The sequence below is a fragment of the Candidatus Pelagibacter bacterium nBUS_36 genome (assembly GCF_051201215.1).
Lineage (GTDB): Bacteria > Pseudomonadota > Alphaproteobacteria > Pelagibacterales > Pelagibacteraceae > Pelagibacter.
In genome coordinates, this window is sequence record NZ_CP172839.1 from 434014 (window position 1) to 455482 (window position 21469).

Sequence of the window (21469 nt, forward strand, 5' to 3'; positions counted from 1 at the left end):
ATATTATTTCTTCTTCTTTAGTAGAGCAATCAAACTTGAACTATCCCAACGATTACCGCCCATTTCTTGAACTTTTGCATAGTAGCCATCAATTAGTTCTGTAATTGGGACTGGCGAACCATTTTTTTTTGCTTCTTCAATAACTATTGCTAAATCTTTTCTCATCCAATCAACAGCAAAACCATAATCAAATTTATCATCAGTCATAGTTCGATATCTATTTTCCATTTGCCAAGATTGGGCAGCACCTTTTGATATTGTCTCCATTACGATATCCATATCTAAGCCAGCATTAATTCCAAAGTTAATAGCTTCTGATAAACCTTGTACAGCACCTGCTATACACATCTGGTTCATCATCTTAGTTAATTGACCGCTTCCAGATTTACCAATTAATTTTACTTTACGACTGTAACAATCAATTACTGGTTCAGCTTTTTTAAATACTTCTTCATCACCACCAACCATAACAGTTAGTATTCCACCTTCAGCACCTGCTTGACCACCTGAGATAGGTGCATCTAAAAAATCAAATCCTTTATCTTTTGCAGCTTTATAAAGCTCTCTTGAAATCTCAGCTGATACAGTTGAGTTATCAATATAAACACAACCTTTTTTAGATGTATTAAACAACCCATTTTCTCCAAGAGAAACTTCTCTTAAATCGTTATCATTTCCAACACAGGTAAAAATAAAATCAGCACCTTCTGCAGCTTTTGCAGGTGTATCTGCTTTTGAACCTTTATATTCTGCAATCCATTTATCAGCTTTAGCTGCTGTTCTGTTATAAACAGTTACATTGTGACCAGCTTTTGATATATAACCAGCCATTGGATAACCCATGACACCAAGACCTATGAAAGCAACATTACAAGACATAATTTTTATTTCCTATGTTTAATAGTTTGAAGTTTAAAGTAATTCTATTTGGTTTTATTTTTACATTTTTTTCTAGCTTTGGACAGAGTTATTTTTTAGGACTATTTAATTCTAGTATTAGAGATGCACTATCTATTACCCATGGACAATTTGGCTCAATTTATGCTTCTGCTACTTTGTGCAGTAGTCTTTTATTAATTTGGGTTGGAAAGAAAATAGATGATGTAAATATTTTCAAATTTGCTTTTTTTGTAACTATTCTTTTATCATTTGCATGTTTTTTCTTTTCAAAAGTGTCTTCAGTTTTATTACTGTTTATTGCAATTTTTTTGATGAGATTTTCTGGACAAGGAATGATGTCTCACACAGCATCAACAACAATTTCAAGGTATTTCACTCGAACTAGAGGTAGAGCTTTAAGTATAAGTTGGTTTGGTCTTTCGTCTGCAGAATTTATTATGCCTGTTTTAATGGTATATCTATTAACATTTTTAGATTGGCAAAATCTTTGGCTTATATTTTCAGTAACAGTTTTAATTGTTTTACCTATTGCATCTTTTTTATTAATTAAAAATTTAAATTTAGACTCTAGAGAAAGCAATGATGAAAATATTGAAGAGATTGAAATAAAACAATGGAAGAGAAGAGAGGTAATAAAAGATTACAGATTTTATATTATTAGTCTTAATATGTTAGCTATGCCATGGATTTTTACTGGGTTTGCTGTGTTTCAATCTTTTGTGCAAACCTCAAAAGGATGGGGGCCCTATGTGATTGCTCAATCTTTTATGTCTTATTCTATTCTTTCTGTATTAACTTTATTTTTATCAGGTTTTTTAATTGATAAATTCACAAGTAGAAAACTTTTAATTTACATGAATATTCCACTTTTACTTTCTGTGATTGTTTTATTCTTTTTTGATACACCTATCACTGCATTTGTGTTTCTTGGATTAGTTGGAATTTCAAATGGATTTGCAAATATATTAGGATCTTCTACTTGGGCTGAATTATATGGAGTAAAATACCTTGGATCAATTAAAGCACTTACAACGGCATTAATGGTATTTGCTACAGCTTTTGGTACAGCTTTATTTGGGTATTTAATAGATATGGGTTTTACCGTGGAAGATATTGCTACTGTATCAGGCACATATATATTCATTTCTTTAATCCTTCTGTTTCTTGTCAGAAAAAAGCTTAATCCTGTAATAATTTAGAAAAAACTTGCATTTTTAAGGTCTCGGGTATAAATAATCGCCCATGGCAAGAGTTACCGTAGAAGACTGTATAGATAAAGTAGATAGCCCTTATGAATTAGTACTTGTTGCTAAAGAAAGAGCTACACAATTAAACTCAGGTGTTGAACCAACTTTAGATAGAGATAACGATAAAAATACAGTTATTTCATTAAGAGAAATTGCAGAAGAAAAAATTAAAGTAGCAGACTTAACTGAAAGTGCTGTCTACAAACTTAGAAAACATGTTGAGCAAGTTGATGATGGTTCTGAAGATGATGAAGAAGTAGGTGATGATTTTGAAAGCATGTATAAAGGTGAAATCTCAAAAAGTGGAACACCAATTTTACCATCTAAGAGAGCAAGAAAAACTCCAGAAAAAATTCAAGTATCCCAAGAAGATTTAGCTGAATTATCAGAAACAGCTAAGCCTGACGTTGATCCTTCATCAAGTGAAGAAACTGTGAATGAGCAAGGTGAAGTTTCTTTAGATGAAGTTTCAGAACAAGAAAACCAAGAAGCAGAAGCAATTACAGAAGATTCAGACGCTTCAAACTCATAATAAAATCATATAAAGTTAAATCATGAATAGGAAAGTATCAGTTGCTCCTATGATGGATTGCACAGATCGTCATGAGCGATTTTTTCTTAGATTAATTTCTAAAAACACACTTCTCTATACAGAGATGGTTGTTGATGAAGCAATCAATAGAGGTGATAAAAAAAAATTACTCGGGTTTAATATAAATGAAAAACCTGTTTCACTTCAATTAGGAGGATCATCTCCAAAACTTTTATCCGAAGCTTCGAAAATAGGTGAAGATTTTGGCTATGATGAAATCAATTTAAATTTAGGTTGCCCAAGTAAAAAAGTTGAAAAAGGTAAGTTTGGTGCTTGTTTGATGAAAGAACCAAACTTAGTTGCAGATTGCCTCAGTAAAATGCAAGCTTCAACAAATTTACCAGTAACTATCAAAACAAGAATTGGATACGATAATGTTGAAGATTATGAAAACCTACATAATTTTATTTCAACTTTAAAATTAACTGGAGTTAAAACATTTATAATTCATGCTCGAAAAGCAATGCTTGGAAAATTTACTCCCAAACAAAATTTAAATATTCCTCCTCTAAAATATGAATATGTTTATAAATTGAAAGAAGATTTTCCAAATGAAGAAATAATAATTAATGGTGGAATAACATCTGTGGATCAAATTAAACCATTACTTCAAAAAACAGATGGAGTGATGATTGGTAGAGCTGCATATCACACACCTTACATGTTGGCAGAGATTGAAAAAGAAATTTTTAATAATGAAAATATTCCAAGCAGACAAGATGTTATTGAACAGTTAATTCCCTATGTAAAAGATGAATTAAAGAAGGGAACTAGACTAAATCAAATAATGAGACATACTCTTGGTTTATTTCATGGACAAACAGGCGCTAGTTACTGGAAAAGATACTTAAGTGAGAATATGTGTGTGAGAGATGCAGATGTTCAAAAAATTGATCACATAATGGATAAGATTAGGTATAACAATGTTGACACAAGTGTAGGCCAATCTGCTTAATTCAATTTTAGCAAACGAATATAGTTATTTTATTTTATTGATGGCATTAACAGCCATACCCGTTGGTTTTATAGCTGGTCTGTTTGGTATCGGTGGAGGATTGGTAATGGTTCCATTTTTATTTTATGTTTTTGAAAGCTTAAATATTGATACAAATTATATTATGCACCTGGCTGTTGGAACTTCTTTTGGTATTATTATTCCAACTTCTTTTGTTTCTGTAATGACTCATTATAAACTTGGAGCTGTTGATACAAATTTGGTTAAAACTTACGGTATATTTACAGTGATAGGTGTTTCATTGGGTACAATTTTTGCAGTTTATTTAGATACTAAAAATATGGTTTTATTTTTTTCATTAGTACTTTTTTTGTTAAGTTTGTATTTGTTATTTTTGAAAGAAAAAGAAACCATAATAACAATTTCGATTAAGCAGAAATATAAAATTATTTTTGGCTTAATTTCTGGATTTATTTCTGCGCCAATGGGTATTGGAGGAGCAGTTATGAATGTACCAATATTTAAGTTTTTTGGTTATTCAATTAATAGAGCTATTGGGACAGCTGCAGCAATTGGTTTTTTTATTGCATTATTTGGTGCTATTGGTTTTGTCATAAGTGGTACGTATTTAAAGACCAATTTACCTCTTAGTGTTGGTTTTCTAAATATACCTACTTTTTTAATCTTCATTCCTATTACAACTTTTATGGCTAGAATCGGTGCTCGGACAGTTCATAAAATCGATAAACAAAAAATAAGTAAATATTTTGGACTTTTATTGTTTGTGGTAGCTTGTAAATTTTTATACGAATATTTTACGATTTAAACTTTAATTCTTTTATAGACTTTTTGATTAAAATTTAGTTAGACTTAAATTTTAACATTATGGAGTTTATAGGATATTTTTCTAACGTTTTCATATTTGAAAATTTATTAATTTTAGTTTTAGGAACTATTGGTGGACTTTTAATGGGAGCTGCTCCTGGATTGAGTCCTACAATGGCAGTTGCTTTATTAATTCCTTTCACTTTTAAAATGAGTCCTGACCAAGGTTTAATTATGCTTGGTGCGGTTTATACAGCTACTGTTGCTGGTGGAGCAATTAGTGCAATATTATTAAAAATACCTGGAGCTCCTGCAAACATTGCAACAGTTATGGATGGCTATCCAATGGCAAAAAGTGGTAAATCAAAAGAAGCTCTACATTATTGTTTTATTAGTTCATTCATTGGTGGCGTAATAGGAATTATTATTTTAATTTTTTTTACTCCTATATTAGCAAATTTTGCTCTTAAGTTTGGTCCATCACATATGTTTTGGATAGCAATTTTTGGTGTTACTGTAATTGCAACATTAGATTCTAATTCAATAATTAAAGGACTCTTTTCTGGAGCCATCGGTTTATGGCTGGCAACTATAGGGTATGACTCGGTGCTAGGTGTTGAAAGATTTGTTTTTAATCCAATTTTTTCAGGAGGCATAAATATTATTGCTGCTTTGGTTGGTTTGTTTGCTATCCCTCAAGTCTTATCAATGATTGAAAAAAAACAATTAGATTCTGATCAATTTCAAATGGAAAAAAAAAGTATAGTTCAGTCTATTATTTACAATCTTTCAAGAATTAAAGCATTAGTAGTTGGAAGCGTATCTGGAGTTATAATTGGTTTAATCCCTGGTGCAGGAGGACAGATAGCGGGACTTGTATCTTACGATCAAATTAAAAAATTAAGTAAAAATAAAGAAAATTTTGGAAAAGGAGAACCTGATGGAATTATTGCCGCTGAGTCTGCAAACAATGCTATGGTTGGCCCATCTTTAGTTCCTTTACTTACACTCGGGGTTCCAGGAAGTCCAACAGCAGCTGTTTTGTTGGGAGGCTTATTAATACATGGAATGTTTCCAGGACCAAATCTTTTTACAATTTATGCTGAAACAACATGGACTTTTATTAATTCATTATTAGTTGCACAATTTATGATGTTGATTTTTGGATTATATATTAGCGGTTTAGCAAAATATGTAATTAAAACTCCAACAAATTATATGGCTGCAGCTATAACGATACTTGCTATCTTTGGAACCTATAGTGTCCAACATAACTTTGCGGATGTGATTGTTATGTTGTTTTTAGGTGTTTCAATGTTTTTTTTATCAAAATTTGGTTTTACAGCTGCACCGATAGTTTTAGGTTTAATATTAGGACCAATTGCTGAAACTAATTTTAGTCAAGCAAAAATAATTGCAGATACACAAGAGGGTATTTTTAGATATTTAACATCAGGATATTTAAATTTAACAATAATAACATTATGTATAATTTCTATAGTTTATGGAATTGTTTCAGAAATGAAGAGAAAAAATGCTTAAGATAAATAACTTAATATCTTTGATTTGTATATTATTTATCTCAATTTTATTAGCATTTGCTTCGTTCACTGGCGGTTCAGAAAATACATCTGAAGCATATTTATTTCCAAAATTAATAACATCTGTAATGATAATCTTATCTTCTTTTTCATTAATTTTTTATTTTTTAAATAAAACTTTATCAGTTGCAGAGATTGATATTAAAAAACTATCAGTTTATTTAGTTTCTTTAATTATATTTATTTTTATCGGTGAAACTATTGGGTTTTATCTTTTAGCTATATTATTGTTTTTTATAAATAGTTACTACTATTCAGAAAATAAAAATATTAAAAAAATAATTCAAACCATAATTATAACAATTATATTCATGTTATTTATTTATTTCCTTTTTTCTATTATGCTTAAAGTTCAAGTACCTAGATTTTTTCTTTTTTAGAAATATTTAATTAAAGATACAATCACAAGTAGTATTCTAAATAAGACACCTTTAAGACAAGTAATTTTACGTATCTTAAATATAATTAAAAAATATAACTAAAAAAAATAATGGTCAGACTAATTTTATTGTGATCTAATTTCTATTAACAGAGGAGGTAGATATGAATATAAAAAAATTTTTTTTATATATCACAATAATCTTATCGCTTCTTTCATTTGGATCAATTGCTAAAGCAGCTGATTATCCTGATAGACCGATAAGTGTAATGGTAGCTTATAACCCAGGTGGTGCTACTGATTTTCAAGCAAGACTAGTGACAATGATGGCGGCTCATCCTAAGAAAGATTATTTAGGACAGCCAATAGTTATTGTTAATAAACCTGGGGCAGGTGGAAAAGTAGGATGGAATTGGTTTGCATCTAAAGCTAGAAAAGATGGATATGATTTAGCTGCTTACAACATCCCACATTTTGTATCTCAATCAATAGTATTTGATGATACAAAATATAACATAGATAACTTGGAACCTATAGCGAACTGGGGAGCAGATCCAGCGGTTTTGATTGTCAGTAAAGACAGTCAATTCAATTCAGTTGGTGATATGGTGAAATTTGCAAAAGCGAATCCAGGTAAAGTTACTTTTTCAGGTGCTGGAAAATTTGTTGGTCATCATATAGCTTTTTTACAATTTCAAAAAGCTAGTGGAGCAAAGTTAACTTATGTTCCTCATACAGGGGGTGTTCCTGCATTAGCAGCTGTTAAAGGCGGTCAAGTAATGGCTGGTTTTAATAATCTTTCAGATGCTTTCAGAAGTCAGAATGATATTAAAATTTTAGCAATTGCCGATCTTCAAAGAGAAAAAACATTTTTACCAAATGTTCCAACATTAAAAGAAGAAGGTCTTGATGTTGATAATTCAAGTGTAAACTTTAGAGGCATTATGGCTCCTAAAGGAACTTCACCAGAAATTATTGAATATTTAGCAGCTAAAGTTCCTTTAATGTTTAATGATAAAAAAACTTTGGGACAAATGAAAAAAGGTGGTTCACCTGTTAGAATTATGAACAGAGCTGAAGTACAAGAAATGTGGAAAGCTAGAAAAGTAAGTTTAACAAAACTTCTTGCTGGACTAAAACCTTAATAGTAATTATTACTATATCAATATAGTTTCGCCTTAATATTTTAAGGCGAAACTTCTAAAACTTAGTAAAAAATTATGAATAACAAGACTTCTTCAGAAATAGTTCAATCATTAGTTCTTAAAGCAAAAAAAGCTCAATCTATTTTTGAAAATTATAATCAAAATCAAGTTGACGAAGTTGTTACTGCAGTTGCTTGGACATTATGTAAGCCATCGAATAACAAAAAAATATCAAATTTAGCTGTGAGTGAAACTGGTCTTGGAAATCCAGAAGATAAAATTTTGAAGAATAAAAGAAAAACACTTGGACTGTTAAGAGACCTAAAAAATATCAAAACTGTCGGAGTGATTAATGAAAACAAGGAAAAAGGAATTATTGAAATAGCAAAACCAGTTGGAATTGTTGCAGCAGTTACACCATCTACCAATCCAGCAGCAACTCCAATAAACAATATCATTAATGCGTTGAAAGGAAGAAATTCAATTATAGTTTCTCCATCACCAGCAGGATCTAAGGTTTTTAGGGATTTATTAATATTGATTAATAATGAGTTAAAAAAAATTAATGCTCCTGAAAATTTAATTCAAACTTTTGATTGCGATGTCACAAAAGAGTTAACTAATGAGCTAATGAAAAATGTTGATTTAGTTATTGTAACTGGCTCATTAAATAATGTTAGGGAAGCTGCAAAATCTGGCACCAAAGCAATTGGTGTTGGACAGGGAAATGTAACATCAATTGTTGATGAAACAGCTGATTTAGTAGACGCTTTTAAAAAGATAAAAATGTCAAAAATATTCGATAATGCCACAAGCTGTTCATCAGAAAATAATTTGATTTTAATTGAAGATATCTACGAAAAAGCAATCAACTTATTATCTAAAGAAAATGCAGTTTTACTTAATAAAAATCAAAAAGAGGTTTTACAGAAAAATTTATGGATTGATGGAAAACTAAATAGAAAAATAATTGCAAAATCAGCAAAATTTATTGCAAATGAGTTAAATCTTAAAGTAGATGAAAATGTTCAAATATTAATGGTTGAAGAAGATGGAGTTGGATTAGACTACCCTTTTTCAGGTGAAAAATTATCACCAGTGTTGACCGTATATAGAGTCAAAAACTTTAATGAAGCTAAGGAATTAGCCAAAAAAATTCTAAATTATCAGGGCATAGGCCATTCCGTTGGTGTACATACCAAAAAAGATGAAAGGGTAATTGAATTAGGATTAGATTTATCTGTGTGCAGAGTGATTGTTAATCAAGCACATACATTTGCTACAGGCGGAAGTTTTACTAATGGTCTACCTTTTTCTCTATCAATGGGTTGTGGAACATGGCAAAAAAATACAATTGATAATAATTTAAATTACAAACATTTTTTAAATATAACTAAAATATCCAATTTAATCCCGGGTAAGGAAGCTGAACTTAAAGAGTATTTTAAAGATTACTGTGAAAAAAATGACCCCAAAGAATTAAAAAATTTAGAATAGTTGAATGGAATTAGGCACAGTAAGAGATTTTATAAACTTTAATTCAGAAAATAATCCAAATTTAGATTTTATTACTTGCCCAAATACTCAAAAAAAAATAACAAATAAAAACCTTAAAATAAATTTAGATAAGATAAATTATTATTTATCTGTTGAAAAAAAACAGAAGAAAAATTCACTTATTTGTACACTGACAGAAAATTCACTAAGTGGAATTCAACTCATGTTAGGAATTATGTATTCTGGAATGATACAAGTTCCTCTCAATTTAGTGGCAGGAGAGGAACAGCTAGCTTACATCATTGAGCATTCTGAATCTAAGCTATTATTTTCAACTAAATCAAATTTAAGTTTAGCACAAAGAATAATCAAAAAGTCTAGAAGTGAAGTTGAGCTTATAGAAATTGATAAAGACAATTTCATAGATGAATTAAATGATGAAAAAATAGAATTAGATAATCTTAATAAATCTAATAATGCTTTGTTAATGTATACATCGGGTACAACTGGAAAACCCAAAGGTGTAATGCTCACTCATGACAACGTTTTAAATGGAGGTAAAAACGTTTTAATTTCACATGAATTAATTACTACCGACAAGGCATTATGCGTTCTTCCATTATATCACATTAATGGCTTGATAGTTACAGTAATGGGACCATTAGTAAGTCAAAGCTCATTAGTTTTATCTGAAAAGTTTTCTGCTACAAATTTTTGGAAACACATTGAAGAATTTAAATGTACTTGGTTTAGCATAGTACCAACTATAGTTTCTTCATTATTAAATAAATATTCAGAAGCTGAATTTAAATCATTGGATACATCACTTGTAAGATTTGGTAGAAGTGCATCGGCAGCATTAGCCCCAGAAACACATAAGAATTTTGAAGAAAAATTTAAGATAAAGATGATTGAAACAATGGGTTTGACAGAAACGTGTGCACCTATTTTGTCTAATCCGCCTTCTCCCAATCCTATTAAATACGGCTCACCTGGTATACCTTATGGAAACGAAGTTAAAATTTTTGATAATGAATTTAATGAAGTTGAAAGAAATACAATCGGTCAAATTTGTGTAAGAGGTAAAAATGTGATGAAAGAATATTATAAAAATCCCAACGAAACAAAAAAAAGTTTTTACAATGATTGGCTTTTAACGGGTGATTTAGGTTTAATGGACTCTGAAGATTTTGTCTTTGTAAAAGGTAGAATTAAAGAACTTATAATTAAAGGAGGTGAAAATATTTCACCAAGAGAAATTGATGATGTTTTGTATCAACATCCTGATGTACTCGAAGCAGCAGCATTTGGTGATGAATGTAGTCATTATGGTGAAACTGTAAAAGCAGGTGTTGTGTTGAAAAATAAAAACTCATTAACCGAAATAGATTTGATTAATCATTGTTCAAAAATTTTAGGTAAATTTAAATCACCAGAAAATATATTTTTTTTTGATGAACTTCCAAAAGGATCTTCAGGAAAAATTCAAAGATTAAAGATTAAAAATTTAATTAAATAATCTTATGTATCGAATTAATAAGAAATTCTTAAAATCCTCTCATCATATAACTGAACTAAAATTATGCTCTATAAGACTTCATGATAATTTTAAATTTCCCTGGTTGATATTAATACCCAAGAGAAAAAATGTAACAGATATAAGTGAACTTAATTCTAAAGATCAGATATTACTTATGAACGAAATTGTTTTGGTAAGTAGGCTTATGAAGAAACTATTTAAAACATCAAAGCTTAATATAGAAAAAATAGGTAATATAGTTCCACAATTACATATCCATATTATCTCTAGAAAAAGAACTGATAGCTCATGGCCATTATCTGTATGGGTTGTTAAAGGAAAAAAATATTCAGCAAAAAACTTAAAAGATGTTTTAAATAAAATTAGATCAGCTTTTAAATAAAAGGAGGTGACTTTAGTCTCCCTCCATCACCTCAGATATAGATTAATTGATTCTTAAAAAAATATTAAACACGTAAAAGATGTATTTTAAGAATATACACAATTTTATCTGTGTATTTAGTTGTTAAAAACCTAAATTAAACATCAATTGGGTATTAGAACCTTATTATTGTTGATAACTTTTTAGAATGAATAAGAAAATTCATAAAAAGATTACTAAATTAGAAAAATTCTTAAGTATTGATGAGTTTGTTAAAAAAACAGATTTAAAAAAATTGATAAAAACAAACCCATTAAATCAAGCAAAGAAATCAATTAATAAATTTTATCAAGATTATAAAAAAATCAAAGAACGAGAAGACATTAAAAGAGAAAAAAAATTTGAGCTCGAGAAACATAAAATTATTCAAGAAGAAAAAAAATTAATCCAAAAAGAAAAATTACAACAAGAAAAAAATGAAAAAATTAAAATTGCACAGAAAGAAAAACTTATAAAAGATAATGAAAAACTTATTGCAAAAAATGAAGAAAAAAGAAAAAAAATTGAACTTCGAAGATTAAAGATTGAGCAACAAAAAATAAAAGATGAAGAAACTAAAAAATTAAGAGAGGATGCTAGGAAATTAAAAGAAGAAGAACAGCGTGTAAAAATGCTTGAACGAAAAAGGATTAGAGAAGAAAAAACAGAATTTAAAATTGAGCAAATAAGATTAAAAGAAATTGAAGCTAAAAAAAAGAGAGAAGAAAAAGAACAAGAAAAACTAGAAGCAAGAAGAATAAATACAATTGAAAGACAAAAACGTAAAGAAGAAGAACAAAGAATTAGAGAAGCTTCAGCTAAACTTAAATACGAATCTGAAAGATTGAAAGAAACAGAGGAAAGATTAAGAAATTTGGAACTTGAAAGACAACAAGACTTAAAAAGACAATTATTAAAAGAAGAGGCTGAACAAAATGCTAGAGAAGCTGAGCTTAGAAATAAAGAAAATCAACTTAAATCAATAGAAACTGAACGTTTGCAAAGATTAAAAGCTGAAAAAGAAAAAGAAAGAGAGTTAATTCTTCAAGAAGAAAATCTTAAAAAAACAGAAGAAGAAGAGGAGAGAATTCGCAAAGAAAAATTTGAAGAAGAAGAGAAATTAAAAGAAGAAGATCAAAGAATGAAAGAATGGGAAAGAAAATTTGATGAAGAGCAAAAAATCAAAGAGGATACTTTAATTAAAAATTTTTATAAAGACTCATCAGACGAAAATAAAGAAATAGATTTGAATAAATCAGATAATGAACTTAACAATAATGAAATTGGTTATGAAAAAACAGATTTTGATAATAATAATCCAAGCTCAAATGATGATACGAAATAATTTCTAACTATATTTTAATTTAATTAGATTTGTTTTTCACAAAACAATGATGCAAATTTCGTAGCTTCAATAATTTTTTCGGGTTTTTGTTTAAAAACTTCATTAATTTGTTCATCGTTATATTTTTCATTGAGTTTTTTTAATGTACAGAGACAATATCTTTTTGCTTTCTCAGGTCCTATGTATTGTTTAGAACTACCGTAACAACCGACATAAATTTCTTGTTCTATTTCAGGGCTAAAAGCTAGGGTTTCTGATGAAAATAACAGAATTGTTATTAATAAAAATTTATATTTTTTGATCATATTCTCCAACTTTACCAGTTTTTTGGAGCAGATTATCAATAAAATCAAAGATTTTTTTCTTTCTAATATCTGATGTCGGACTCTCAGTTACAATCACAAGTGATGGTTTGTTTGAAGATGCTCTGATCAATCCCCAAGAACCATCTTCAAAAGAAAATCTTACACCATTTACTGTTAGTACTTTAGTGATTATTTGATCATCAATCTTAGCTTTGTTATTTTTTATTTCTTTAACTTGTTTGACTAATTCTTCAACAACTTGGTATTTTTCTTCATCTTTACAAAAAGGTGCCATAGTAGGTGTTTGATAAGTGTTAGGTAATTCATTTATAATTTCATTCATCTTCTTATTTTGATTATCCAATAAGTGACATACATGAATAGCTGAGTTAATCCCATCATCATAACCATAACCTAATGGTTGATTAAAAAAGAAATGGCCACTTTTTTCAAAACCAGCTAATGCTTTTTCAGTATTAACTTTTCGTTTAATATGGGAATGACCTGTTTTCCAATAAATAGTTTCACAATTATTTTCTAATAGAATGTTATCTTTTGAATATAAACCAGTTGATTTTACATCCACAATAAACTTTGAATTTTTGTGTTTAGTTGAAAGGTTTCTTGCAATCAACAATCCTATTTTATCTGAAAATATTTCATTTCCTTCATTATCAATAACGCCAACTCTATCTCCATCACCGTCAAAACCAAAACCAATATCAGCATTATTATCTTTGACTGCTTTAGCAATAGCGTGTAGCATTTCCAGATCTTCAGGATTTGGATTATATTTTGGAAAAGTCCAATCTAATTCACAATCAAGCTCTATAACTTCACAACCAATTCCTCTTAAAATATCTGGAGCAAATACACCAGCAGTTCCATTACCGCAGGCAACAACTGCTTTTAATTTTTTTTTAATTTTATTACCTGTTATTAAATCATCTTTGTAAATTTGTTGAAAATTTTCTATTTGTTTTTCATTACCATCTCCATTTGAGAATTTTTCATTTAAAGTTATATCTTTTAATTCTTTCATTTCTTCAGGAGCATGAGTTAATCCTTTTTTGATACCCATTTTTACACCAGTCCAACCATTTTCATTATGACTAGCTGTAACCATCGCAACTGCATCGGCATCTAAATTAAATTGAGCAAAATAAACCATTGGTGACAATGATAAACCCACATCCTCAATATGACATCCAGTAGAAAGCAGTCCTTTTTTAAGAGCACTTTTGATTTCCTCACTATAGGATCTATAGTCATGACCAACTATTATTCTTGGGTTATTTTTTTTGGTATGAATTTTTATTTGAGTTCCTAATCCTTTGCCAAGATTCGTGATTCCTTGACTATTAATATCTTTTTCGTACACCCAACGAGCGTCATATTCCCTAAAACCATAAGGATCTATTTTTATTTTTTCAGACATTTGTTAATTACTTACTCTTTTTTGAATTTTTTTATTGATATTTTTTTTGTCGCGTTCTATAAATGTTCTGTTGATTAATTGTTTATATAGTATATCAACATAAAACGCATACAACATCTAGTTGTTTTCGTCACAATAACAAAATATAGTATTAAATATGAACAAGATTCTATCTCAGGCCCTAAAGAAAGCTGTCTCCGAATATAGCCCAGAAGTTAAGGAAGTTTCAAAAGGAAATAGACCTGATCTATTTTCATTAAGCAATGAAACTGAGCTTTTTCAAAATGACAAAGGTATCATAATTAAGATAGATAGATCTAAAGATGCAAATTTAACCGACTTTGGAAAAGCAACCTTAAAAGACAGATACTTAGGTCATAACGAATCTTTTCAAGATTTATTTGCACGTGTAGCAAGTTCATATGCGGACGATAATTTACATGCACAAAGAATTTATAATTATATTAGCAACCTTTGGTTCATGCCAGCGACACCTGTTTTGTCAAACGGTGGTACAAAAAGAGGGTTGCCGATTTCATGTTTTTTAAATGAAGCTTCAGATAGCTTAGGTGGTATTTTAGATCTTTGGAGTGAAAATGTTTGGTTAGCAGCAAAAGGAGGTGGCATTGGAAGTTATTGGGGCAACCTTAGATCTATTGGTGAAAAAATTGGCAAGGTTGGAAAAACATCTGGAATTATTCCTTTTATAAAAGTTATGGACTCTTTGACAATGGCTATCAGCCAAGGTTCTTTAAGAAGAGGTTCGGCTGCTTGTTATTTGCCAGTTGATCATCCTGAGATCGAAGAATTTATTGAAATGAGAAGACCTACAGGTGGAGACCCAAACAGAAAAGCTTTAAATTTACACCACGGTGTTTTACTTTCGGATGCATTTATGAGAGCTGTAGAAAACGATGAGCAGTGGGGATTAAAAAGTCCTGCAGATGGTACTGTTCAGCAAACAATATCAGCAAGAAATTTATGGATAAGATTATTAACTGCTAGAATAGAAACTGGCGAACCTTACATTATTTACATAGATACAGTTAACAGACTAATTCCTCAGCATCATAAACTTGCTAACCTAACTGTTAAAACATCAAATTTATGTAGTGAGATAACGCTCCCTACTGGAATTGATAAAGATGGTAGAGATAGAACAGCTGTTTGTTGTTTGTCTTCATTGAATTTAGAAAAGTATGATGAATGGAAAGACGATCCCGACATGGTTAAAGATGTAATGAGATTTTTAGATAACGTTTTATCTGATTTTATTAATAAGGCTCCAGACCAATTTAAAGATGCAAAATATTCTGCTGAGAGAGAGCGTAGTGTCGGTTTAGGTGTTATGGGCTTTCATTCTTTTCTTCAAAAAAATAGAATTCCCCTTGAGTCAGTAATGGCTAAATCATGGAATAAAAAAATATTCAAACAAATTGATGAACAAGTAAATCAAGCGTCTAAAGATTTAGCAGAAGAGAGAGGAGCTTGTCCAGATGCTGCTGAGTATGGTTATCAGGAAAGATTTTCAAATAAAACAGCAATTGCGCCAACTGCATCAATTTCAATTATTTGTGGTGGTGCATCACCTGGGGTAGAGCCAATTGCAGCTAACAGCTATACTCACAAAACTTTGTCAGGTTCTTTTAATGTTAGAAATAGATATTTAGAAGAAATCCTTGAAAGCCATGGAAAAAATAATGATGAAACTTGGTCTACTATTACAACCAATCAAGGCTCTGTATCTCATTTAGATTTTTTAACTGATTTAGAGAAAGATGTCTTTAAAACTGCATTTGAACTTAACCAGCAGTGGATTATTGAATTAAGTGGAGACAGAACTCCATTTATATCACAAGCTCAGTCAGTAAATTTATTTTTACCAGCTGATGTTCATAAAAAAGAGTTACACAAAATTCATTTTGATGCTTGGAAAAAAGGTTTAAAGAGCCTTTATTACTGTAGATCAAAATCAATTCAAAGAGCTGAAAATATCAATGATGCAAAATCAACAGATGTTTTAGCTAACGTTTATAAAAACAAACAAACTAAATCTGAAGAACCAGAATACGAGGAGTGCCTATCATGTCAGTAGCAGAAAAAATTAAGACACCAAACAATGAAATAATCCAACCAAAAAAAATGGGTTTATTAGTTGAAAATCCAGTTTACAAACCTTTTAGATATCCATGGTGTTATGATGCGTGGTTAACACAACAAAGAATTCACTGGTTACCAGAAGAGGTGCCACTGGGTGACGATGTTAGAGATTGGCAAAAAAATTTAACTCAATCAGAAAAAAACTTATTAACTCAAATATTTAGATTTTTTACTCAAGCAGACGTAGAAGTTAGTAATTGTTATCTTAGACATTACACAACAGTATTCAAACCAACAGAAGTTTTAATGATGATGACAGCTTTTGCTTCAATGGAGACAGTCCACGTAGCAGCTTACTCTCATTTACTTGATACTATTGGAATGCCTGAGTCTGAATATTCTGCTTTCATGAAGTACAAAGAGATGAAAGATAAATATGATTACATGCAAGGTTTTAATGTAAATTCTAAAGAAGATATTGCAAAGACAGTTGCAGTGTTTAGCGCTTTTACTGAAGGACTTCAGTTGTTTGCAAGTTTTGCAATCCTTTTAAACTTTCCAAGACATAATAAAATGAAGGGAATGGGTCAGATTGTTACTTGGTCTGTTAGAGATGAAACTCTTCATTGTAATTCTATGATTAGAGTTTTTAAAGAATTCATAAATGAGAACCCAGAAATATGGACTCCAAAGCTTAAAAAGGAACTTTATGAAGCTTGCAGAACTATTATTGAACACGAAGATGCTTTTATTGATCTAGCTTTTGAAATGGGTCCAATGGAAGGTTTAACTGCTCAAGAAGTTAAAGATTACATCAGATTTATAGCTAATAGAAGACTTACACAATTAGGTCTGGAGCCAATTTATGATGTGCAAAAAAACCCTTTAACCTGGTTAGATACAATGCTTAATGCTGTTGAGCACATGAACTTCTTTGAAGGTCGTGCAACAGAATACTCTAAAGCATCAACACAAGGCACTTGGGTTGAAGCTTTTAGTTAATCTTGAAATATAAAAAATATTATAGGAAAACTAGCTTAAAGCAGAAGGGTGTTGGTTCCTTTTTTTTAGAGGAGATCATTAGAAAAAAACCAAAATTTTTCTTAGAAGTGGGTGTCTTTCACGGAGTTACCGCAAGGAACGTATGTGAGGTACTATATAAACTTCATGGAAATGATTTTAAATATGTAGGTTTAGACTTATTTGAAGAAAATGATGAGAATAAAAACGAAGTTATTCCAAATACAAAATTTTCAAACCCATTAAAAACTTTTTTTTTTAGATATATAAAGAGAGTAAACCCATACAGTTTAAATGGTGTAAACGACTTACTGAAAAAATTTAAAGACAATGTTCATTTAATTAAAGGAAATTCTAATAAAATTTTAAAAAAAATAGACATGTCAAAAATAGACTACGTATTTTTAGACGGTGGACATGCTTATGAAACAGTCAAAAATGATTTAGATTGTTGTTTAGAAGTTATAAATTCTAATGGCACTATTTTATGTGATGATTATAATTTAGGTGCGCAGGCACCAGAAGTAAAAATTGCAATCGATGAATTTGTTAAAAAGCATAATTTCAAATGTGAAATATTGTGCGATGAAAGATTTGCAAAAATTGAAAAAAACTAAACTATCTGTAATTTAATTCCATTACTTTTCTATGTTTGCTTCCTTTGTATTTTGCAAGTGGACGAATTAGTTTATTAGCAGCATGTTGCTCCATTATATGTGCTGACCAACCTGTAATTCTTGAAATTACAAATATTGGAGTAAAGAAATCAGTATCAAAGCCCATTAAATGATATGTTGGACCTGTAGGATAATCAACATTTGGATGGATATTTTTTTCTTTAATCATCACTTTTTCAACAATATCGTAAATTTTTTCAAATTTTTTATCTTTTTTAATTTTGGCAACTTTTCCAAAGTATTCTCTCATTGTTGGAACTCTAGAGTCGCCTGATTTATAAACTCTATGACCAAATCCCATTACCACATCTTTATTTTTGAGAGCATTCTTAATCCATTTTAATGCATTTTCAGGTTTCTTAATTTTGTTCATCATGTGCATAACTTCCTCATTAGCTCCACCATGCAATGGTCCTTTCAAACTAGCAATTGCTCCAGTGATAGCACCATGAATATCAGATAAACTACTAGTAATAGTTCTAGCTGTAAAAGTTGAAACATTAAAACTATGCTCAGCATATAATATTAATGATACATCAAAAGCTTTAACAATTTCTTTCTGTGGAACTTTTCCAAAACACATGTAGAAAAAGTTTTCAGCAAAAGACAAAGTTTTTTTGGGTTTTATAATTTTTTTACCACTTCTAATTCTATAGAAAGCAGCTAATGCGGTAGGAGTTTTAGCAAAAATTCTAAGTGCTTTTCTCATATTAGCTTCAGGTGAAGAGTCAGGGGTTTCTTTATCCTCTAAGCCCATCACACTAACAGCAGTTCTTGCAACATCCATGGGATGGGATCTTTTTGGCATGTGCTTAATTATTTCGTACAAATTTTTTGATAACTCTCTGTTATCTTTTTCTTCTTTTTCAAAGTTTTTAAGTTGAATTGAATTTGGTAAATCTTTATTTAAAATTAAATAGGCAACTTCTTCAAATTTGCACGCAGCACATAAATCCTGAGCAGCATAACCTCTGTAAGTGAGAGAGTTTATTTCAGGCATTACTTTTGAAACTTCAGTTTCGTCTACAACAATTCCAAGTAAACCCTTTTTAATATCATCACTCATTATTCGTGTCCTTCCGTGCTAAAATTATAAATCTTTTCATCTAATGAGTTATATTTTTCATATTCAACTAACTCATAAAGCCTTTTCCTAGTCTGCATTTTATCAATAATATTGTTCTGATGTCCATTAACATAAATGTCTCTTAATCCATCTTCTACGTTTTTCATTGCTAATCTTTGAGTGGTTACTGGGTAAATTACAATATTATAGCCAAAATTTTCTAATTCTTTATAATTAAACAATTTAGATTTTCCAAATTCAGTCATATTAGCTAATAAGTAACAAGAAAGTTCTTTTCTAACTTTTTCAAAATCCTGTTCATTATGTAAAGCCTCTGGAAAAATTATCTCTGCACCAGCATCAATGTATGCTTTACATCTTTCAATCATCTTATCTATTCCTTCAACACCTTTTGCATCTGATCGAGCAATAATTTTAAAATTATCATCTTTTTTTGCTGTAACACATTCTTTAATTTTTTTAACCATGTCATCTGTTGATATCAATTCTTTATTATCAAGATGGCCACATCTTTTTCTTTCAATTTGATCTTCTAGATGAACAGCTGCAATTCCAAATTCTTCAAAAGTTTCTATAGTTTCTTTACAAGATTTAAATCCTGTATCAATATCAACAATTGTTGGTAGGTTGGTTACTCTTGAGATTAAATACGATCTAGTACTCACATCTTGTAAAGTTGTTAAGCCAATATCTGGAAATCCAAGATCATTTGCCATGACTCCTCCAGAAACATAAACCGCATCATAGCCAATTTCCTCAATCAGTTTTGCTGTTAATGGATTGTAAGCGCCTGGAACTCTTAAGATTTTATTTGATTTTAATTTTTCATTAAAATCTATTCTTTTTTGACTGGGTTCTTTTTCAACAAAATGCATTAAAATATTCCTTTTTTAAGATTTCTTTTCAATTTATTTTTTTTAATTTCTATATTTAATTTATGTAATTGACCTGATTTCAAATTTTTAAGATTTTGGACAGTTTTTAAAAAACGGTCACTTTCTTTTTTATCTAAAATTCCATGAGTTAATGTCAAAAATTTATTTATATAATTTTGTCTTTTAAAAGGACGAGCCCCATATGGATGAGCATCTGCTCGATCAAGTGACTCAGTAATTTTCTTACCATTGTTGAGAGTTATAATTACTTTTGCACCAAAAGATTTATTTTTTGGGTTTGGATCATGATATTTTCTTGTCCATTTTTTATCTTCAAAAGTTTTGATTGATTTCCAAATTTTGATTGTACTTTTTTTATTCGCTCTTGATTTTGTATACGATTTAACGTGATGCCAATCACCATCCTCTAAAGCGACAGCAAAAATATACATTATAGAATGATCTAGTGTTTCTCTACTTGCGTTTGGATCCATTTTTTGAGGATCGTTAGCTCCTGTTCCTATTACATAGTGAGTGTGATGACTTGTAAAAATATCAATTTTTTTAATTTGATTTAGTTGAGGAATTTTTGATTTTAATTTTTTTGCTAAATCTATTAATGCTTGAGATTGGTATTCTGCTGAATATTCTTTAGTATATGTTTCAAGTATTGCTTTTTTGCTTTCACCTTTTTTTGGAAGAGGGACTTTGTAGTTAGCTTTTTTACCATCTAGTATTCTGGCAATCACACTATCTTCACCCTCATAAATTGGACTTGGTGCACCTTCACCACGCATAACTCTATCAACAGCTTCAATCGCAAGTTTACCTGCATGAGCCGGCGCATAAGCTTTCCAGCTTGATATTTCACCTTTTCTTGATTGTCTAGTTGACACAGTTGTGTGAAGTGCTTGTTGTACCGCCTGGTAAATAGTTTCGGTATTAAGTTTAAGCATTGCACCTAAACCTGCTGCAACACTTGGACCTAAATGTGCTATATGGTCAACCTTATGCTCGTGCAAACAAATACCTTTAACTAAATTAACTTGAACCTCATATGCTGTAATAATTCCTCTTAAAAGATCCAAACCACTTTTTTTATTTTGTTGAGCAACACTTAATAGAGGTGGAATATTATCTCCAGGATGACTGTAATCCGCTGCTAAAAATGTATCATGAAAATCAAGTTCTCTAACAGCTGTACCATTTGACCAAGCTGACCATTCACAATCAAATCTTAATTTTGAGTCTACACCAAATAAAGTTGCACCATTCTTTCGAACATGTTTAAGAGCCATCTCTCTTGATGAGATCACTGGCTTTCTATTTAAAGAAGCTATAGCAACTGAAGCATTGTCAATAATTCTATTAATTACCATTTCAATTGCATCTTTATTGAGCTTAGCATTATCACTTGCAATCTCAGCAATTTTCCATGCAAGCTGTTTCTTCTTTGGTAAATTTATTTTAGATGGATAAACTTTAACTGTGTGTAATAACAAAATAACTCCTTAATAGAGTTTTTGTTTTAATAGCTAAAA

Annotated in this window: 20 protein-coding genes; 14 read left to right on the plus strand and 6 right to left on the minus strand. The window is 30.0% G+C overall.

Annotated features, from left to right (window positions below; all coding sequences use genetic code 11):
* Positions 1 to 3: 3 nt before the first annotated feature.
* Positions 4 to 879: an NAD(P)-dependent oxidoreductase gene (locus ACIJYI_RS02285; protein WP_435114501.1), complete on the minus strand. Its 876-nt coding sequence runs from the start codon at positions 877 to 879 to the stop codon at positions 4 to 6.
* A gap of 14 nt (positions 880 to 893) precedes the next feature.
* Between ACIJYI_RS02285 and ACIJYI_RS02290 the strand changes: the two genes are divergently transcribed.
* From ACIJYI_RS02290 to ACIJYI_RS02340, 11 genes are all read left to right on the plus strand, one after another.
* Positions 894 to 2099 (plus strand): MFS transporter, encoded by a 1206-nt coding sequence (locus ACIJYI_RS02290; protein ID WP_435114502.1) that lies wholly within the window; start codon positions 894 to 896, stop codon positions 2097 to 2099.
* A 43-nt stretch (positions 2100 to 2142) separates the two neighbouring features.
* On the plus strand, positions 2143 to 2679 hold the full coding sequence (gene rpoZ, locus ACIJYI_RS02295) for a DNA-directed RNA polymerase subunit omega (protein ID WP_435114503.1): 537 nt from the start codon (positions 2143 to 2145) through the stop codon (positions 2677 to 2679).
* A gap of 22 nt (positions 2680 to 2701) precedes the next feature.
* Entirely contained in the window at positions 2702 to 3694 is a 993-nt protein-coding gene (gene dusA, locus ACIJYI_RS02300) for a tRNA dihydrouridine(20/20a) synthase DusA (RefSeq protein WP_435114504.1), read from the plus strand.
* Between the two features lie 40 nt (positions 3695 to 3734).
* The gene (locus tag ACIJYI_RS02305; protein ID WP_435114505.1) at positions 3735 to 4520 is read left to right on the plus strand and encodes a sulfite exporter TauE/SafE family protein; all 786 of its coding nucleotides are present in this window, start codon (positions 3735 to 3737) and stop codon (positions 4518 to 4520) included.
* A gap of 59 nt (positions 4521 to 4579) precedes the next feature.
* Positions 4580 to 6061, plus strand: a complete 1482-nt coding sequence (locus tag ACIJYI_RS02310) for a tripartite tricarboxylate transporter permease (protein ID WP_435088884.1) — start codon at positions 4580 to 4582, stop codon at positions 6059 to 6061.
* Positions 6054 to 6500 (plus strand): tripartite tricarboxylate transporter TctB family protein, encoded by a 447-nt coding sequence (locus tag ACIJYI_RS02315; protein WP_435114506.1) that lies wholly within the window; start codon positions 6054 to 6056, stop codon positions 6498 to 6500. Before ACIJYI_RS02310 ends, ACIJYI_RS02315 begins: the two co-directional genes overlap by 8 nt.
* A 163-nt stretch (positions 6501 to 6663) precedes the next feature.
* Positions 6664 to 7644 (plus strand): Bug family tripartite tricarboxylate transporter substrate binding protein, encoded by a 981-nt coding sequence (locus ACIJYI_RS02320; protein WP_435114507.1) that lies wholly within the window; start codon positions 6664 to 6666, stop codon positions 7642 to 7644.
* A gap of 75 nt (positions 7645 to 7719) precedes the next feature.
* Positions 7720 to 9141, plus strand: coding sequence for an acylating sulfoacetaldehyde dehydrogenase (gene sauS, locus ACIJYI_RS02325; protein WP_435114508.1), 1422 nt, complete (start codon positions 7720 to 7722; stop codon positions 9139 to 9141).
* 4 nt (positions 9142 to 9145) lie between these two features.
* Positions 9146 to 10660 (plus strand): AMP-binding protein, encoded by a 1515-nt coding sequence (locus ACIJYI_RS02330; RefSeq protein ID WP_435114509.1) that lies wholly within the window; start codon positions 9146 to 9148, stop codon positions 10658 to 10660.
* A gap of 4 nt (positions 10661 to 10664) precedes the next feature.
* Entirely contained in the window at positions 10665 to 11063 is a 399-nt protein-coding gene (locus ACIJYI_RS02335) for an HIT domain-containing protein (protein ID WP_435114510.1), read from the plus strand.
* A 187-nt stretch (positions 11064 to 11250) separates the two neighbouring features.
* Positions 11251 to 12426 carry a hypothetical protein gene (locus ACIJYI_RS02340; protein WP_435114511.1) on the plus strand — a complete coding sequence of 392 codons (1176 nt, stop codon included), beginning with the start codon at positions 11251 to 11253 and terminating at the stop codon, positions 12424 to 12426.
* A 23-nt stretch (positions 12427 to 12449) separates the two neighbouring features.
* On the opposite strand, the gene ACIJYI_RS02345 is transcribed toward ACIJYI_RS02340, so the two are convergent.
* Together ACIJYI_RS02345 and ACIJYI_RS02350 are read right to left on the minus strand one after the other, a co-directional pair.
* Positions 12450 to 12731: a hypothetical protein gene (locus tag ACIJYI_RS02345; RefSeq protein WP_435114512.1), complete on the minus strand. Its 282-nt coding sequence runs from the start codon at positions 12729 to 12731 to the stop codon at positions 12450 to 12452.
* On the minus strand, positions 12715 to 14169 hold the full coding sequence (locus ACIJYI_RS02350; protein WP_435114513.1) for a phosphomannomutase/phosphoglucomutase: 1455 nt from the start codon (positions 14167 to 14169) through the stop codon (positions 12715 to 12717). The genes ACIJYI_RS02345 and ACIJYI_RS02350 overlap by 17 nt, the downstream gene beginning before the upstream one ends.
* A gap of 157 nt (positions 14170 to 14326) precedes the next feature.
* Here ACIJYI_RS02350 and ACIJYI_RS02355 point away from each other — a divergent pair, with 157 nt between their 5' ends.
* Genes ACIJYI_RS02355 through ACIJYI_RS02365 form a run of 3 tightly spaced genes read left to right on the plus strand, consistent with a single transcriptional unit; the run spans position 14327 to position 17906 of the window.
* A complete protein-coding gene (locus tag ACIJYI_RS02355) occupies positions 14327 to 16264 on the plus strand; it encodes a ribonucleoside-diphosphate reductase subunit alpha (RefSeq protein WP_435114514.1) in 1938 nt (645 codons plus the stop codon).
* On the plus strand, positions 16255 to 17271 hold the full coding sequence (locus tag ACIJYI_RS02360) for a ribonucleotide-diphosphate reductase subunit beta (protein WP_271483897.1): 1017 nt from the start codon (positions 16255 to 16257) through the stop codon (positions 17269 to 17271). Before ACIJYI_RS02355 ends, ACIJYI_RS02360 begins: the two co-directional genes overlap by 10 nt.
* Before the next feature lie 2 nt (positions 17272 to 17273).
* Positions 17274 to 17906, plus strand: coding sequence for a class I SAM-dependent methyltransferase (locus ACIJYI_RS02365; protein WP_435114515.1), 633 nt, complete (start codon positions 17274 to 17276; stop codon positions 17904 to 17906).
* Between the two features lies 1 nt (position 17907).
* Here ACIJYI_RS02365 and ACIJYI_RS02370 read toward each other — a convergent pair whose 3' ends face one another.
* From ACIJYI_RS02370 to ACIJYI_RS02380, 3 genes are read right to left on the minus strand one after another with little or no spacing between them, the layout of a single operon-like run.
* Positions 17908 to 19032 (minus strand): bifunctional 2-methylcitrate synthase/citrate synthase, encoded by a 1125-nt coding sequence (locus ACIJYI_RS02370; RefSeq protein ID WP_435114516.1) that lies wholly within the window; start codon positions 19030 to 19032, stop codon positions 17908 to 17910.
* Positions 19032 to 19928 carry a methylisocitrate lyase gene (gene prpB / locus ACIJYI_RS02375; protein WP_435114517.1) on the minus strand — a complete coding sequence of 299 codons (897 nt, stop codon included), beginning with the start codon at positions 19926 to 19928 and terminating at the stop codon, positions 19032 to 19034. Before prpB ends, ACIJYI_RS02370 begins: the two co-directional genes overlap by 1 nt.
* Entirely contained in the window at positions 19928 to 21430 is a 1503-nt protein-coding gene (locus ACIJYI_RS02380; protein ID WP_435114518.1) for an MmgE/PrpD family protein, read from the minus strand. Before ACIJYI_RS02380 ends, prpB begins: the two co-directional genes overlap by 1 nt.
* Between the last annotated feature and the right edge of the window lie 39 nt (positions 21431 to 21469).

Excerpts from the sequence above, each read along its gene's own strand:
- ACIJYI_RS02290 (WP_435114502.1), top strand. The coding sequence starts at position 894 with ATGTTTAATAGTTTGAAGTTTAAAGTAATTCTATTTGGTTTTATTTTT.
- ACIJYI_RS02370 (WP_435114516.1), bottom strand. The coding sequence starts at position 19,032 with ATGAGTGATGATATTAAAAAGGGTTTACTTGGAATTGTTGTAGACGAA.
- ACIJYI_RS02345 (WP_435114512.1), bottom strand. The coding sequence starts at position 12,731 with ATGATCAAAAAATATAAATTTTTATTAATAACAATTCTGTTATTTTCA.
- sauS (WP_435114508.1), top strand. The coding sequence starts at position 7,720 with ATGAATAACAAGACTTCTTCAGAAATAGTTCAATCATTAGTTCTTAAA.
- ACIJYI_RS02285 (WP_435114501.1), bottom strand. The coding sequence starts at position 879 with ATGTCTTGTAATGTTGCTTTCATAGGTCTTGGTGTCATGGGTTATCCA.
- ACIJYI_RS02315 (WP_435114506.1), top strand. The coding sequence starts at position 6,054 with ATGCTTAAGATAAATAACTTAATATCTTTGATTTGTATATTATTTATC.
- ACIJYI_RS02340 (WP_435114511.1), top strand. The coding sequence starts at position 11,251 with ATGAATAAGAAAATTCATAAAAAGATTACTAAATTAGAAAAATTCTTA.
- ACIJYI_RS02305 (WP_435114505.1), top strand. The coding sequence starts at position 3,735 with ATGGCATTAACAGCCATACCCGTTGGTTTTATAGCTGGTCTGTTTGGT.
- rpoZ (WP_435114503.1), top strand. The coding sequence starts at position 2,143 with ATGGCAAGAGTTACCGTAGAAGACTGTATAGATAAAGTAGATAGCCCT.
- ACIJYI_RS02360 (WP_271483897.1), top strand. The coding sequence starts at position 16,255 with ATGTCAGTAGCAGAAAAAATTAAGACACCAAACAATGAAATAATCCAA.
- dusA (WP_435114504.1), top strand. The coding sequence starts at position 2,702 with ATGAATAGGAAAGTATCAGTTGCTCCTATGATGGATTGCACAGATCGT.
- ACIJYI_RS02310 (WP_435088884.1), top strand. The coding sequence starts at position 4,580 with ATGGAGTTTATAGGATATTTTTCTAACGTTTTCATATTTGAAAATTTA.
- ACIJYI_RS02355 (WP_435114514.1), top strand. The coding sequence starts at position 14,327 with ATGAACAAGATTCTATCTCAGGCCCTAAAGAAAGCTGTCTCCGAATAT.
- ACIJYI_RS02350 (WP_435114513.1), bottom strand. The coding sequence starts at position 14,169 with ATGTCTGAAAAAATAAAAATAGATCCTTATGGTTTTAGGGAATATGAC.
- prpB (WP_435114517.1), bottom strand. The coding sequence starts at position 19,928 with ATGCATTTTGTTGAAAAAGAACCCAGTCAAAAAAGAATAGATTTTAAT.
- ACIJYI_RS02320 (WP_435114507.1), top strand. The coding sequence starts at position 6,664 with ATGAATATAAAAAAATTTTTTTTATATATCACAATAATCTTATCGCTT.
- ACIJYI_RS02330 (WP_435114509.1), top strand. The coding sequence starts at position 9,146 with ATGGAATTAGGCACAGTAAGAGATTTTATAAACTTTAATTCAGAAAAT.
- ACIJYI_RS02335 (WP_435114510.1), top strand. The coding sequence starts at position 10,665 with ATGTATCGAATTAATAAGAAATTCTTAAAATCCTCTCATCATATAACT.